Raw genomic sequence first — 14,837 nt, forward strand, 5'->3', positions numbered from 1 at the left:
CAATCCTGGTTTTAATTTCCGATAAAAAAGGTAGGTTTTTCACGATAATCATAACAATCTTCAAATCCATTGTCAATACGAGCCATAAAAAACACGATGCCTCCAGCTCTGATTTTCAGCATCGCGCTTCCTTCAAATCAAGGATCGCTCACTCTGTTTATAGAGAAATGGAGGGCATATCTTTTCCAGGCAAAATGCGTACCCCATATTTATCACGCAAGCTTTTCTCTACCTCTTCCAGAGGGGCAGCTTGAGCGAGTGCAAGCGAGCGGCGAATTTGCTGTCGAATCTGTTGTTCGTTCGGGGGAGCTTTCAAGCGGATATCCTGTACAAAAATGACGGCGTAGCCCTCGTTAACAGCGATGGGACCAGCAACATCACCGGAGCTTAGCTCTCTCGCTGCCTCCATAATCTCTTGCGGCTGAAAAGGATCATACTCATCCACCCATCCCAGCTGTCCGCTTTTGTTTTTGCCGTCAAGATGACTGGAATGTTCTTGAAGAAGTGTATCAAAGCTTTCTCCCTGCTTAACCCGTTCAAGTAGCCTCTCAGCCTCCTCCGATTGGGTCGGGTATATGGCTGCCAACTTGATCTGCTTGCCGACTGCAAATTCCTCAGGATGTTGCTTCCAGTACTGGTCAATCTCAGCTTCCTGAACTTGAATACCCTGTGTGGCTATTTTCTCCAACCCAATCCGGTATTCCGCCTCATTCCGCAAATCATCCGGATTTAATCCAAACTGTTGCTGCATTTCATCAAAATAGGCGCGATCCGAGGCATACCCTTTACTATCCTGCTTCAGCACCTGCTGCAAATCCTCTTGGGTAACCTTGATACCGAGACGCCCAGCCTCCGCCTCCACAACTTTGCGGTTTAACATTTGCAACAGTGTAGTGGCTCCATAGCGTTTTTTCAGCTCTGCAATCCACTGTTCCTCAGATATGCCTTCCTGACCCATCTCCGCCACAGTATGATCGCCGTCGTCCTTGGTTACATCACCCGGCTTTAACAGCCCGCGAAGCATGATAAAACCACCCAAGGCGGCGACACTGACGGTCAGGATAATGACAGTCGTCCATAATCCTTTCTCCCGTGTAGTCATCGCTCGCACCGCCCATCCGGTTAGGCTTTGGCTTGATCTAACAGATTTTGCAATTCGTCTTTATTAAACTGATAAGCCTCATTACAGAAGTGGCACACGACCTCGGCCTGTCCCTCTTCCTCAATCAGCTGCTCCAATTCGCTTTCTCCCAAGCTGATTAATGTTTTTTCCACACGCTCTCGCGAGCATTCACATTGAAAATGAATATCCATTTCGTCGAGAATCCGAACGTCCGGCAGCATCCAGCGCAGCATTTCATCAAGCTCCAAGCCCTGATCCAACAGAGCTGTAACTGGCGGAATGGAGCCGACTGCATTTTCGATGGCCGTAATCTCATCATCATCCAAGCCCGGAAGCAATTGAATAATAAATCCGCCCGCCACGATAACCGAGTTATCGGTATCCACCAGCACGCCCAAGCCCACCGCCGAAGGTGTCTGCTCCGATTTAGCAAAATAATAGGTGAAGTCCTCACCCAGCTCGCCGGAAATAATCGGGGTACTGCCACGATACGGTTCTTTTAATCCCAAATCCTTGATGATATGAATAAAGCCCTCTGTTCCGACAGCACCTGCTACATCCAGTTTGCCCATACTGTTGCTCGGCAAATGCACATGTGGCTCGGACACATAGCCCCGCACCTCACCTACAGCGTTGGCATCAACGACGATTTGTCCGATTGGACCGTCACCTTTAACTTGAACGGTCAGTCGCTCTTTACCTTTTAACATAGAGCCCATAATGGCACCCGCTGTAAGTGTTCGTCCCAAAGCAGCGGTGGCGGTAGGATACGTATCATGTCTTCTCCGCAGTTCCTCCACCAGTTCTGTTGTCCGGACCGCAAAGGCTCTGACCCTTCCATCCATAGCTGTACCACGAATAAGTCGATCCTGTTTCTTTTCCAAATTGATTTCCTCCCCTATGCTCAGAGCAGCTATATGATGTTATTTTCGTTAGTGTATGTTTTTTTCCGCATAACTAAAGCATGATTCCTGCTATATAAACAACCTGCATCGACAGATCACGCGAATCGTTCAAAAACGTAACATATTTCAGTATAGACGAAAAACGCCGCCAATCCAAACCGGTTTCATCTCCGGCTGGCCTCGGCGGCAGCTTATATCCATTTTTTATTCAGCGTTACGTTGGTAAATGATACGCAAGCCTTCCAGCGTCAACATCGGCAACACTTTCTGAATGCTCCGTGTCTCCGAGGCAATTAACTCGGCAAGACCTCCGGTAGCAATAACCGTAGGCTCTGCCTGCATTTCCTCCTTGATGCGCTCCACAATACCGTCCACTTGCCCTGCATAACCAAAAATGATCCCCGCTTGCATAGCATGAACCGTATTGCGGCCGATGACCTTCTTGGGTTTTTCCAGCTCAATGCGAGGCAGCTTGGAAGCTCGTTGATACAGCGCCTCCGTCGATATCCCGATACCTGGCACAATGACTCCACCCAAGTAGTTTCCCTTGTCATCAATACAATCAAACGTCGTCGCTGTTCCAAAATCCACCACAACCAGAGGACCGCCATACCGCTCGACAGCAGCAACGGCGTTCACGATCCGGTCAGCCCCTACTTCACGCGGATTTTCATAACGCAGATTAAGACCGGTCTTGATTCCCGGTCCGACAATTAGGGGCGTTCTGCCTATGTATTTGTCGCACATTTCCTCCAATACATGAACCAGCGGTGGAACGACTGAGGAGATAATGACCCCTTCAATATCATCCTTAAATACACCGCCCATACTAAAAAGATTATGTATGAGCACGCCGTATTCATCTGCGGTTGCCTGTCTGGAGGTGCTAATCCGGTAATGATGCAGCAGCTCGCGCCCCTGATACATCCCCAGCACAATATTGGTATTGCCCACATCCACTACAAGAATCAATCGGTGTCACCTATCTTTCTTTGCGTTAAGGTCAAGGCTGATATCCAGATTATGAAAAGAGTAAGTCAGCCTGCCTACAGAAATCACATCTACGCCGCTCTCAGCCATCGCACGCACCGTTTCCAGCGATACATTGCCTGAAGCTTCCGTTTTGACATGTGGAGCCTGTTCCCGAATAAAACGAACTGCTTCCTTCATCTCCTGAACGGACATGTTATCCAGCATAATAATATCCGCTCCGGCATTCAGCGCTTCCTGAACTTGTTCCATATTTTCCGTCTCTACTTCAATCGTCATCGTATGCGGAATATGAGTACGTGCCCGGGTCACTGCCTGCATAATCCCACCGGCACCCTTGATATGATTATCCTTTATCATAACGGCATCGTACAAGCCAAACCGATGATTGGAACCGCCACCCACACGAACAGCGTATTTTTCAAGCAGCCGATGCCCTGGTGTTGTTTTCCGTGTATCCACCAAGCGCGTCGAAAGTCCGTGGAGCTGGTCGACAAAAGATTTTGTTCGCGTCGCAATGCCGGACATCCGCTGAATCAAGTTTAGAGCCAAACGTTCTCCAGTCAGAATCGCATGGGTACTCCCTGTCACTTCTGCCAGAACGGTCCCCTGCTCGATCCATTGCCCATCGGTCACCAGTGGAGTGAAGGACAGCGAGGGGTCTACGACCCGAAATACGAGTTCTGCCACAGGCAAGCCCGCAGCAACACCGGATTCCTTGGCATGGATTACCGCTTTGGATTGATGATTCGGCTCGATGGTCCAGCGCGTGGTCACATCGCCCGATCCTGTATCTTCTCGCAGCCAGCTGCGAATTTGTGCTGTCAGTTCTTCCTGATACCCGCTAAACTCTCCGTAATGCTCGCTGTTAGATGTCATGAACGCACTCCTCCGTTATCCCTTGCTCACGTCGCTGCTGGACATGCTTGCGCCATACGCCATCGTCTGCTGTAGGAAAATCGTCACGGTAATGTGCTCCCCTGCTTTCCTCACGCAGCAACGCCCCATCCGTGACCAGCAAACTACAGGTGAGCAAATTGGCAAACTCAATCTCTTCCCGACTGGTCAGGACAGCGCTCAAAACGGACATCTGCCCCCGTAGCTGATCCAGTGCTGCTTGCAGCCCCTCCCCATTCCGACGGACTCCGACATAATGAACCATTGTTTCTTGCAGCTTAAGCTGCTGCTCCATGATAGACGAAGCAAGAGAGTCCACGCGGTTGTCGTTGTAGGATATCAGCGTATGACCAGCCAGCGGCGGTAAAGAATGTAACCGCTCGACAATCCTGCTGCCAAATACGACCGCCTCAGATAACGAATTACTCGCCAACCGATTAGCCCCGTGTACACCCGTCGAAGACACCTCACCACAAGCGAACAGGCGTGCAAGGGTGCTTTCTCCATGCAAATTGGTCTGGATGCCGCCCATCATATAATGCGCAGCGGGCGCTATAGGAATCCAGTCCGTCGTTATATCGAGATCAAAGGACAGACATGTTCGATAAATGGTTGGAAACCGTTGCTTGATCCGTTCAGAAGGCTCATGTGTAATATCCAGATATACAAACGCAGCCTGGGTATGTTCCATCTCATGAACGATGGCACGAGCTACAATATCCCTTGGTGCCAGTTCCTGTCGGGAATCATACTGCTCCATGAATCGCTCTCCATGAATATTGCGCAGCACTGCCCCCTCGCCCCGCACGGCTTCGGAAATCAGGAATCTTGGAGCACCCGGATGACACAAAGCTGTCGGATGAAACTGTATAAATTCCATATCCCGCACAGCTGCGCCAGCGCGATATGCCATAGCAACCCCGTCCCCGGTCGCGATATCGGGATTGGTCGTGTATCGATATAATTGTCCGCCGCCCCCGGAGCATAAAATCGTTGCATTCGCAGTGACATATAATCGTTCGCCATTCGGCTTTTGAACCAGAGCGCCGATGCACTCGCCATGCTCGGTCAGCAGGTCGATCACCATATGCTCGTTCCATACCTCGATAGCGGGATGATCAGCGACCTTCTCTGACAATGCACGAACAATTTCATACCCAGTGGCATCCCCATTTGCATGCAAGATGCGCCGATGGCTATGTGCGCCTTCCTGTGTCAGCGCAAGTTCGCCATTCTCCCGGTCAAAAGCCGTTCCTAAACGTATTAATTCCTGTACACCGCTTGGACCCTCATGAACAAGAGCCCTGACCGCTTTAGGTTCACACAAACCTGCACCTGCAATCAGAGTATCTTGAATATGATAAGCTGGTGCATCCTCAGCCGAAGTGACAGCGGCGATGCCGCCTTGCGCATACTTGGTGTTACTTTCCAACAATGCCTTCTTGGTAATTAGCAACACCCGCCGATTCTCCGCAGCCTTAATGGCCGTATATAAGCCCGCAATGCCGGAGCCGATAATCATCACGTCGGCTTCGAATTTGGGTAATTCCGCTACATCAAAATCAACCAGATATCTTGGAATCATGCCTTCACCTGTTTCACAGAAGAATAGCGCACACCATAGGTTGTACAGTATGCGCTCAAGGTATATGTTCAAAAGGATTGAAAGTCGGTTACAGCGGCTGACAGCTTGTATAAGCTAAGAACACGAACAGCCGTTTATTTAACAATAAATGTACACAACGTTCCTTCGTCTGTCAAATCGCCTCAGCTATTTCTCCAGTATTTAAAAAGCTCCGGAAAACCAATCGTTACTGGTTCCCCGGAGCTTTCATCTACGCTTATTCAACTGTCAACCCGATGATCAGGTTGTTGTCGGTGGAGTGCCACCAGAGTTGCCCGAATTATTACCGTCCTCTGGCTTTTGCAGATTAGGAATATCATTCGGTTGATCCGTTGTATTCTTTGGCTCGTCATCCTTGCCTTGAATACGTACACGAACGTCTCCGATGTTGTCGATCACAGGCTCACCATTTTCCGGTGGTGTTCCTTCTCCCTCATTCGTGCTACCGTCCAAAGAACCTGTCTCGATCAAACGTTTAATTTGCTCAAGTTCCAGAGTTTCTTCTACCAGCAAGGTTTGGGCGATCAAATGAACCTCTTTGGAATACTTGGTCAGGAGTTCTCTGGCACGCTCATAAGACTCGGTGATGAAACGGTTCATCTCCTGGTCAATCTGATAAGCGATCTGATCACTGTAGTTCTGCTCATGACCGATATCCCGTCCAAGGAATACCTGGCCTTGCGAAGTGCCGAACTGCATTGGACCGAGCTTCTCACTCATACCGTATTCCACGATCATGCTGCGTGCGATGCTTGTTGCTTGTTGGAAGTCACTATAGGCACCTGTTCCGATTTCACCAATAAACAGTTCCTCGGATACGCGTCCACCCAGCAAACCAGTGATTTTGTCCAGTAATTCCTGCTTGGTTGTCAGCATGCGATCTTCCTTCGGAAGCATGATGACATATCCGCCTGCGCGTCCACGTGGAATAATCGTTACCTTGTGAACCATGTCGGCATTTTCCAGGAAGAAGCCGATAATCGTGTGGCCTGCTTCGTGATAAGCTACAATCCGTTTCTCGCGGTCACTGATTACGCGGCTGCGTTTTTCTGTACCTACGATAACACGGTCGATCGCTTCATCCACTTCTCGCATCGAAATATCTTTACGGTCACGACGGGCTGCCAACAACGCAGCTTCGTTCAACAGGTTTTCCAAATCAGCGCCTGTAAAGCCTGTTGTACGCTTCGCAATAACATCCATTTTAACATCTTTAGTTAATGGCTTGTTGCGTGCATGTACAAACAACACAGCTTCGCGACCTTTAACGTCTGGGCGATCAACTGTAATTTGACGGTCAAAACGTCCCGGACGAAGCAATGCCGGATCCAGAATATCCGGACGGTTCGTTGCAGCTACGATGATAATACCTTCGTTCGCTCCGAATCCATCCATCTCAACGAGCAATTGGTTAAGCGTCTGCTCACGTTCATCATGTCCGCCACCCAATCCAGCGCCACGTTGACGTCCGACAGCATCAATTTCATCAATGAAAATGATACATGGTGCGTTCTTTTTCGCGTTTTCGAACAAATCCCGTACACGGGAAGCGCCGACACCGACGAACATTTCTACAAAATCAGAACCCGAGATGCTGAAAAAAGGTACTCCAGCTTCGCCTGCAACAGCTCTCGCCAAGAGTGTTTTACCAGTACCCGGAGGGCCCACTAACAGAACACCCTTTGGAATACGGGCGCCCACAGCTGCGAACTTACGCGGATCCTTCAAGAATTCTACGACTTCAACAAGCTCTTGCTTCTCTTCGTCGGCCCCTGCCACGTCTTCGAAGGTGACTTTCTTCTTCTCTTCGTTATAAAGACGGGCTTTGCTCTTACCGAAGTTCATAACTTTGCCGCCACCGCCCTGCGCCTGATTAAACAGGAAGAAGAACAACAGGAACATGATCACCAAAGGAACAATAGAAGTCAAGAACGTCAGCCAAATGCTTTCGCCTTCCATTTTCTTCTGTACGTATTCAAATCCGTTCGTTTCACTAGCATTAACCAGTTCGGTTAAAGCAGAGTCCGTTGGCGGAACATACACAGAAAAATTGGTGGATTTGGCATTAGCCGGCTGCTTCTTATATGCACCGGTTACAAGATAGGCGTAACCGTCAAATTGGACCGTTACTTTAGAGATATTATTTGCTTTAACCTCTTGCCGTAATTGGTCATATCTAGGGAGATCGGAGGCTTCGTTACTGTTGCTGACAAACTGAACGATACCCACCACAACTAAAAAAAGAATCAAATAAAAACCAGAATTCCGGATGAACCGATTCATCCCCTACCTCCTCTCGAAACACTTAAGTTATTTTACCATAGCCTATAAGCCCTTCTCAACAAAGGACGCTATTTAGTCCTAGGACTGGAGGCTGAGATTAGCTGGTGTAGATTTCCGGCTTCAAAATCCCTATGTATGGGAGGTTCCGGTAGTGCTCGGCATAATCCAGACCATAACCCACAACAAACGCATCCGGAAGAGTAAATCCGGTATAATCAGCTTCAAGATTAACCGTCCGGCGGGCAGGTTTGTCAAACAGGGTTACGACACATACCGAATTGGCATTACGGTTCTTAAGCAATTCAATCAAATGAGTCAACGTCAGGCCACTGTCGATAATATCTTCGACGATCAGAACGTCGCGTCCTTCAACCGAAGCGTCCAAATCCTTAATAATTTTAACGACGCCTGATGACTTGGTGGACACACCATAACTGGATACAGCCATGAAATCAAGCTCAAGTGGTACTGTAATAGCTTTAACCAAATCCGCCATAAAGATAAACGCACCCTTCAGCACGCAGATCACCAACGGATTCTTTCCTTCGTATTGCACGCTGAGCTGTGCGCCCAATTCCTTGATTTTACTCTGAATTTCTTCTTCGCTGATCAATACTTCCTGAATATCATTTTGCAACGGTGTAAACCTCCTAAGTTTATACTATGAAAGCCGTTCCTGCGCAATTACCGATGCCCTGGACTCTCCTGTCTTTGCCATGACATGTATATAACCGAAGACGTGTGCTTTTGCACCGCGGCATGTACAGAACGCCGCACGCCCGGAATCCAGAGAATAGCCCCGGAACGGTCGCAGACGACGGGAATAACGGGACGCAGCGAAGGAGGTATTTTTTCATCAATGAAAATATCTTTAACCTTTTTTCTTCCGTTTAATCCCATTACATACATGGTATCTCCAGGTAATCGCGAGCGTACTGTCAACGGCAGAACCAATTCATCTGCGTCGAAGCATGCTTCCTCCTCATTCGCCGGATTTTGTCCAACCGGATAAGAAGTTCTTCGCCACCGAAGTATCCCCCCCGCCTCAGGCAATTCAAGCTCACCGGAAATAGGCAATACGTCCAGTCCATAGCACCATTCGCCCATAACGCCTTGCGTACGGTCAAACAAAACCGCTTGGTCATATTCGCGGACTCCAACTGCACCGCCGCCCAAGTCCAGACTCCACGTGGATGGTCGTTCCTGGAGAAGCCTCAGTCGAACGGTCTCAATTTTACGAAAATCTAAATTTTCACTGTCCGAAGGCAGATAATTTAATATTAGTTTAATCAACCTCCGTTGTAAAGCAACGGATAGCTTACGATAGGAAGCGATGGAAAACATATACCTGCTGTTATCTATGTGCACCAATTCCTCATATACCGCCAGCGTGGATGCCTCCATAAAATCATTTTCGTCAGCCATGGTTTCAGCCAGCCTATTTAGAGAAGGTGTCAGTTGCTCATTATATTGCCCCAAAAAAGGAAGCACATCCATACGAATGGAGTTGCGGCGGTATTTCGATGATAAATTACTGCTATCCGTTACATAGGAAAGGTCATGATACTTGCAGAACTCGATCAGGTCAGCCTTGTACATACGAAGCAACGGGCGAATGAGTTGCACATTTTTTTCCTTGCGTGTCAGCCGCATACCCGCCAAACCCGCCGGGCCACTACCGCGCAGCAAGTGCAGAAGAACGGTTTCGGCCTGATCATCCCCATGATGAGCCATCGCAATATGCTGTGCCGCCCACTTTGCAGCCGTATCATGCAAAAAGGTATAGCGCAGCTCGCGAGCCGCTTCCTGCGGTCCCTTGCCGCTCTCCTTCATATAAGCGGGCACATCAACGCGAATCATTTCAAACGGAACCTCAAGTTTCAGGGCCATGTGACGTACCTCTTCAGCCTCCGCATCCGATTCCTCCGGTCTGAAGCCATGATGGACGTGAGCACAGATCAACTGCAAAGACATATGTACAACGGATATTTCATGTAAAATGTGCAAAAGGGCCACCGAATCCGGCCCGCCGGATACAGCAACCACAATGCGGTCTCCGGGGCTCCACAGCGAATGATCCCGCGCGAGGGCGAGCACTTCCTGTACAACACCGGTCGGTTTTGTTGTTCCCATTCACGACCCTCTTTTCTGCCGACCGAAAAATGATGATCCTCTGTTATCTTATGTAAGTCCTGCCGCTACCTTAGCGCAATCCAGAGCGCTCCGGCAAGCAGCAAAAGCGAGAGAGTGAAAGCATATCCCAGCCAGCGTGGAGTTCCTCTTTTCACGGACGATTGCCTGACATGCGCAGCAGCCAGACGCGACCAGGAACGAGCCGCCACACGGGTATCGGGATATTCTCCACGCACTGCACCCATCAGCCATTCGGCATAGGGTCGTAATACACGGCTACGACGAATGATGATGGTTAATTCCGCCGTATTACGCAGCTGTGGTAGCCTGCCCGCCGCTACTTTTAACGATTCGCCCTCCAATATATGAATAGTCAGAAGGGCAAAGGCAAACAGATCATACTGAGAATCGGCATTTCGACTGCCCGCATTCCAGAATCCCCTGTCATACCATTCTGTAAATTGCTTGACGCTCCGTCCCGCAAGTGACACCCCGCCATAATCAATCAACTCGGCTTCTCCATAGGCATTGACCAAAATATTTTGAGGCTTCAAATCGCCAAATACCCATCCTGCCTGATGCAGATCAGCCAAACGATTCAATATGCCAGTTCCAGCCACACCATACCATTCCGCTCCCTTGAGCGCCACAAAACGGTGAAGCGGGTCTCCCTTGACGTATCGCATGACATAAAAGGGTATTTCCCCACCGCTACGCAAGGATACATCGTCCACCTCGAACAAAAAGGATGGATGTCCGTTTTGCTGGAGAGCGGATTGGGTTCCCTGCGACTGCAATGTGGTCAGCACGTTAATCTCCGATTGCAGATCAAGCGTGTTCTTCCCCATTTTCAGAGCAAATTGTCGATCTGCCTGTGCCTCTTTTACCAAATATACAGTTCCGTTCGCCCCACGGCCCAGCAGACGCTGAATGACATAGCTGCTCCGCTTCCACTTGCCCTTGATGACCGTTCCGGGTGCAAGAACGGGATCAGACGACGTAGTCACCGAGCATCCCTTCTCCTTTGCCATAGGATTCTTCCATATCTTTCTGTTCCCCTAGTGTAACATATCGGTAATAATCAATCACTTGTAAAATGGCTGGACCTGTTGGCGTCGCCCCCTTCATCCGCAAACGGCCAAATATCGACTTAACCTGGCTAAGTTCAGAGGTCCAACCTATATCCATTACCGCATCTTCACCCATCCGTCCCCCAGGAAAATGAAAGACAGAAATACGGCTAGGCCCGCTTCTGGACTGTAAACTGAGCAGCAAATCCCGAATACTGTCTTCTACAGCAGGCAGCTTGGGCTTCATGCTCGCACTGGCATCAATGAGCAAAGCAATTTCCAAAGCGCTGGTTTCAGTCAGTTCATCCATCACCTCGACCACCTGGGCCCGTTTGGCCGGCGGCAGTTCACCGATATGTCGAGCGCCCCCCTCACCCAAAATATGCGTTAACTCTCTATTAACCGCCTGCTGAATCGTTTGAACCACTGTTTTGCGGGTCATCATCTGCATGGTCTGTGCCAACTGCTTCGTGCCTACGATTTGGCTGAAACCTCCTCCCGCTTTAGCGATTTCCTGAATCTCTGTACTTCCAAGCTCGCCAATCGTCCCGTAATCTATGACTCCGGCTACGTTCACCGTAATGCCTTCCTGTAAAGCCTGAGCCGCCGCCATGACCGGGCTGACACCCACATTAGAGCATCCGTCTGTAATGATCAAAATTTGCTTCATAGCTTTTTGACCTCCGCTTCCTCGTAATCTATCCTGATAGATTCTATCTTTGCCGAATCTCGAACGATTCAAACGAAGAGTGCGGATTTTTTAAAAGGATGCGGAATTTCCCGGGCAATGTCTATTCAGCTAACCGTACGCGGGCGCTCCTTCCAGCTCATACCCGGTACATGAAGCGTGGCCCATTCTGGGCGGAAATGATCTATTTTGCTAACAACTACCGTCATGTCATCATAGATTTGATTTTGCTGGTAACGAATAACTCGTTCCAATAGGCAGTCGGCCAACTGCTGCGGGTCATCGCTTTCAATTTCCTGAATCATGCGCTTCATCCATATTTCCTTGTTTACCGCATAACCCGGCGAGTCGTATATACCATCTGTGATCATGATCAAAATATCACCCGGCTGTAATTGAAGCGACACCAGATCAATTTCAATATCCTGTATAATGCCAATCGGCAAATTACTGGCAGATACGGGAATGACCTCCTCCCCTCTTTTAATAAAGCTCGGTGTTGACCCAATCTTCATGAATGTCGTCCGGGCCGTATACTGATCAATTAGCGCCATATCAACCGTAGCATACATCTCCTCGGGTGATCTCAGCATCAGAACAGAGTTGACCGACTTGATCGCCAGCTTCTCATCCATGCCGGATTGCAGTAATTCCTCCAAAATTTGAAGCGCCGCGCTGCTCTCTTGCTGCGCCCGCTCTCCATTGCCCATACCATCGCTCAAAGAGACTGCAAAGGTCCCGTTCCCCAGCTCCATCATGCTGTAGCTGTCTCCCGAGAAAAAATCCCCTCCTTTGGCAGCGCTTGCTACTCCCGTGGCAATTTCATATGTTTTGGCGGAGCCAAACATGACTGTAGCCAACCCCTGGCGGCGATCTGCCGCCGTTTCGCGCATCACAGCAATATGCTCGTCCAATATGTCCGACAGCAGTGGAGCAATGATTTTCCGGCATTCGTCAAATCCCCTTGTATAAGCATGGACAATCTCAATTTCTACTTGGCCCGCATCCAAATTAATAATCTCAATAGATTGTATGGATAAGCCCAGCCGATCAAGCGCCTCTCGTATTTGCTCCTCCTGCCGATGCATGGTTTGCCCTTCCCGCTGAATTTCCCGCGCCAAATCCTCCATAATCTGCGATACGCCCGATAGCTGATCAGCAACAAGCTGACGACTGTCGTATACTTGGCGTTTCCACTGCATATTATGCTGGTAGAGGCTATACTGCTGCTTCATCACTTGCAGCACCGCGCCCGTCTTGGCGCATGCCTTGCTCCACTGCGGCGGCATCTGCTCCGGCATCAAATTCGGATTATCCTCAATAGCACTCATCATTTCCGTCATATACTGATGGGTTTGCATAAACTTGCCGTCCCAGCACTGCTCGCACTTGAAGCAGGAGGCACACGTTCCCTCCGCCACAGCGTTCATAAAATGCTCGATTTCACCTTCCGGCTTCGCGCTCTCACTCGCAGATATCTGGTGAAAGCTGCGGGATAGCTGACTGAATACGCGGGAAAATTTCGTCACCCGCTCGGCAGTGAGATCACGGACCCTTTTGGCATACTCATGCTGGGATTTGGCGTGGTCCTGCGTACCAGGAACATAGGTGGAAACCGCTTTAAAGAAGCTTTTTGGGGTCATTAAGAATAATAGAATCGCCGCACAGCTCTCCCAGGTCGATGTTAGCACATCCCCGGTTCCGTCCAAATAGATCGTCAGAATTGAGGAACCTAGCAACATCCCGAGCGCCACAGCGCCTTTTCGCCCTTCACGCAGCATCCCTGCCAGCAAACCGGCAAATGCGAGCAAACTCATCTGCACAATCGCAGACATATTGGCCAAGCTTAAAATTAAACCGGTAATCACACCGACCGAAGCACCCAACGAAGCGCCTCCCACCAAGGCGAATACCAAGACCAAATAGCGAGATAGCACATGATCGACAGACAGTGAGTGAATCGTCCATCCTACCGCTCCCGTCATCACAGAGGCCAGTAAAATGATCAGACACAAAATTTCCTCATTTTTGAGCTGGCTTGTCTTTTTGCGATACGTAAACAATGGAATGGCCTGCGTAAAAACAAGTGTCAGCATAAAGCTGAGAACCGCATCCGTCCCTACGATGATAAGGTCATACCATGTGAAGGACGGGGCCATCACCGCGTAAAATAAATTGACCATAAACACAGACAGGAAAACCATAAGCGGGGCATAAGATAATTCCAGCCGATCAAAGGTTCGTAGCCCACGATACAGGAGATAGAATACAAGCAGCTCGCCGCCAATCATGAATAAGGATGGATAAGGGGCAAGCAGACTGCCCAACACGACCGATACAGCTACAGGCAGCATCAGATCACGCCGCAGGAACATGATGACTGCAAAATAAGCGAGGGCAAAAGGGGATAGCTCGTCCAAAATGGTGGCGCGTCCCAGTAAAAATCCCATCGCAGACAATAGCAGCATCCATCTTTGCGCCGTTACCCATTGCACTGCTTTATGTGAATCCAGCCGCTTCTTGAGTCTGGAAGACCAACCTTCCGTACGTTCTTTAGATTTGGACTTTCTGGATTTCAACCCTGGAAAATGTACCACGTTCCATTTCTCCATCATGCGTCAGGCACCCCATTCATCAATTTGATGTTCCCATCTTAAACCGGAACGACTGAGAAAGTTTGTCAGAACCTCACGTCTTATTCCAAGAAATTTCCGACAAAAAAACGTTCTGCGCGAAAGCACAGAGCATCGGCCTCAATGCCAAGCTACGTCCGCTTGGAAGCGTATGGTAATTACGAGCGCCCTCTCCCTACAAAGCCCCTTCCTGTCGCCCACACTTTCGCTTAGACTAGCGATTAGCCCAGAAGATAGACGGAAAACCGTTGGAGTTTGTCGGACGATTAAGTCCACACGACAAAAAAAACGTCCACTTTTCAGCTTGATCGCCCTGCTTTTTCTTCAACAAATCTTGAATACCATAAAACGCATGCAAAATTACCGCCGGATGGATCTCCCACGCTCCCATAGCTCTTCATATATTTCAGCTATTGTCGGCAGAACGCAAAAAAACCGTAGCAGTCTTTCGACTGTACGGTTTTCCGTGTATGGTTGATACGGTTGTCAAA

Annotated in this window: 12 protein-coding genes; all 12 read right to left on the minus strand. The window is 49.3% G+C overall.

Annotated features, from left to right (window positions below):
• Positions 1-157 precede the first annotated feature (157 nt).
• On the minus strand, positions 158-1,102 hold the full coding sequence (locus ABIA61_RS24645; RefSeq protein ID WP_404581385.1) for a peptidyl-prolyl cis-trans isomerase: 945 nt from the start codon (positions 1,100-1,102) through the stop codon (positions 158-160).
• 20 nt (positions 1,103-1,122) lie between these two features.
• On the minus strand, positions 1,123-2,007 hold the full coding sequence (gene hslO / locus ABIA61_RS24650) for an Hsp33 family molecular chaperone HslO (RefSeq protein WP_025683055.1): 885 nt from the start codon (positions 2,005-2,007) through the stop codon (positions 1,123-1,125).
• A gap of 225 nt (positions 2,008-2,232) precedes the next feature.
• Positions 2,233-3,000: a type III pantothenate kinase gene (locus tag ABIA61_RS24655; protein WP_044646049.1), complete on the minus strand. Its 768-nt coding sequence runs from the start codon at positions 2,998-3,000 to the stop codon at positions 2,233-2,235.
• A 6-nt stretch (positions 3,001-3,006) separates the two neighbouring features.
• Positions 3,007-3,897 (minus strand): carboxylating nicotinate-nucleotide diphosphorylase, encoded by an 891-nt coding sequence (gene nadC, locus ABIA61_RS24660; RefSeq protein ID WP_283654065.1) that lies wholly within the window; start codon positions 3,895-3,897, stop codon positions 3,007-3,009.
• On the minus strand, positions 3,887-5,500 hold the full coding sequence (nadB, locus tag ABIA61_RS24665; RefSeq protein WP_404581386.1) for an L-aspartate oxidase: 1,614 nt from the start codon (positions 5,498-5,500) through the stop codon (positions 3,887-3,889). Before nadB ends, nadC begins: the two co-directional genes overlap by 11 nt.
• Before the next feature lie 279 nt (positions 5,501-5,779).
• Positions 5,780-7,822, minus strand: coding sequence for an ATP-dependent zinc metalloprotease FtsH (gene ftsH, locus ABIA61_RS24670; RefSeq protein WP_283654063.1), 2,043 nt, complete (start codon positions 7,820-7,822; stop codon positions 5,780-5,782).
• Positions 7,823-7,919: 97 nt separating this feature from the next.
• Entirely contained in the window at positions 7,920-8,459 is a 540-nt protein-coding gene (hpt, locus tag ABIA61_RS24675; protein ID WP_014279057.1) for a hypoxanthine phosphoribosyltransferase, read from the minus strand.
• Positions 8,460-8,506: 47 nt separating this feature from the next.
• Complete coding sequence (tilS, locus tag ABIA61_RS24680) at positions 8,507-9,955, minus strand: tRNA lysidine(34) synthetase TilS (RefSeq protein ID WP_283654062.1); 1,449 nt, start codon at positions 9,953-9,955, stop codon at positions 8,507-8,509.
• 65 nt (positions 9,956-10,020) lie between these two features.
• Positions 10,021-10,962, minus strand: coding sequence for a protein kinase domain-containing protein (locus tag ABIA61_RS24685; RefSeq protein ID WP_044646044.1), 942 nt, complete (start codon positions 10,960-10,962; stop codon positions 10,021-10,023).
• Positions 10,946-11,695, minus strand: a complete 750-nt coding sequence (locus tag ABIA61_RS24690) for a vWA domain-containing protein (RefSeq protein ID WP_283654061.1) — start codon at positions 11,693-11,695, stop codon at positions 10,946-10,948. The genes ABIA61_RS24685 and ABIA61_RS24690 overlap by 17 nt, the downstream gene beginning before the upstream one ends.
• 125 nt (positions 11,696-11,820) lie before the next feature.
• Complete coding sequence (gene spoIIE / locus ABIA61_RS24695; RefSeq protein ID WP_283654060.1) at positions 11,821-14,328, minus strand: stage II sporulation protein E; 2,508 nt, start codon at positions 14,326-14,328, stop codon at positions 11,821-11,823.
• Positions 14,329-14,560: 232 nt separating this feature from the next.
• A complete protein-coding gene (locus ABIA61_RS24700) occupies positions 14,561-14,737 on the minus strand; it encodes a hypothetical protein (RefSeq protein ID WP_404581387.1) in 177 nt (58 codons plus the stop codon).
• Positions 14,738-14,837: the final 100 nt, after the last annotated feature.

Source organism: Paenibacillus sp. RC21 (genome assembly GCF_044907935.1).
Lineage (GTDB): Bacteria > Bacillota > Bacilli > Paenibacillales > Paenibacillaceae > Paenibacillus > Paenibacillus terrae_A.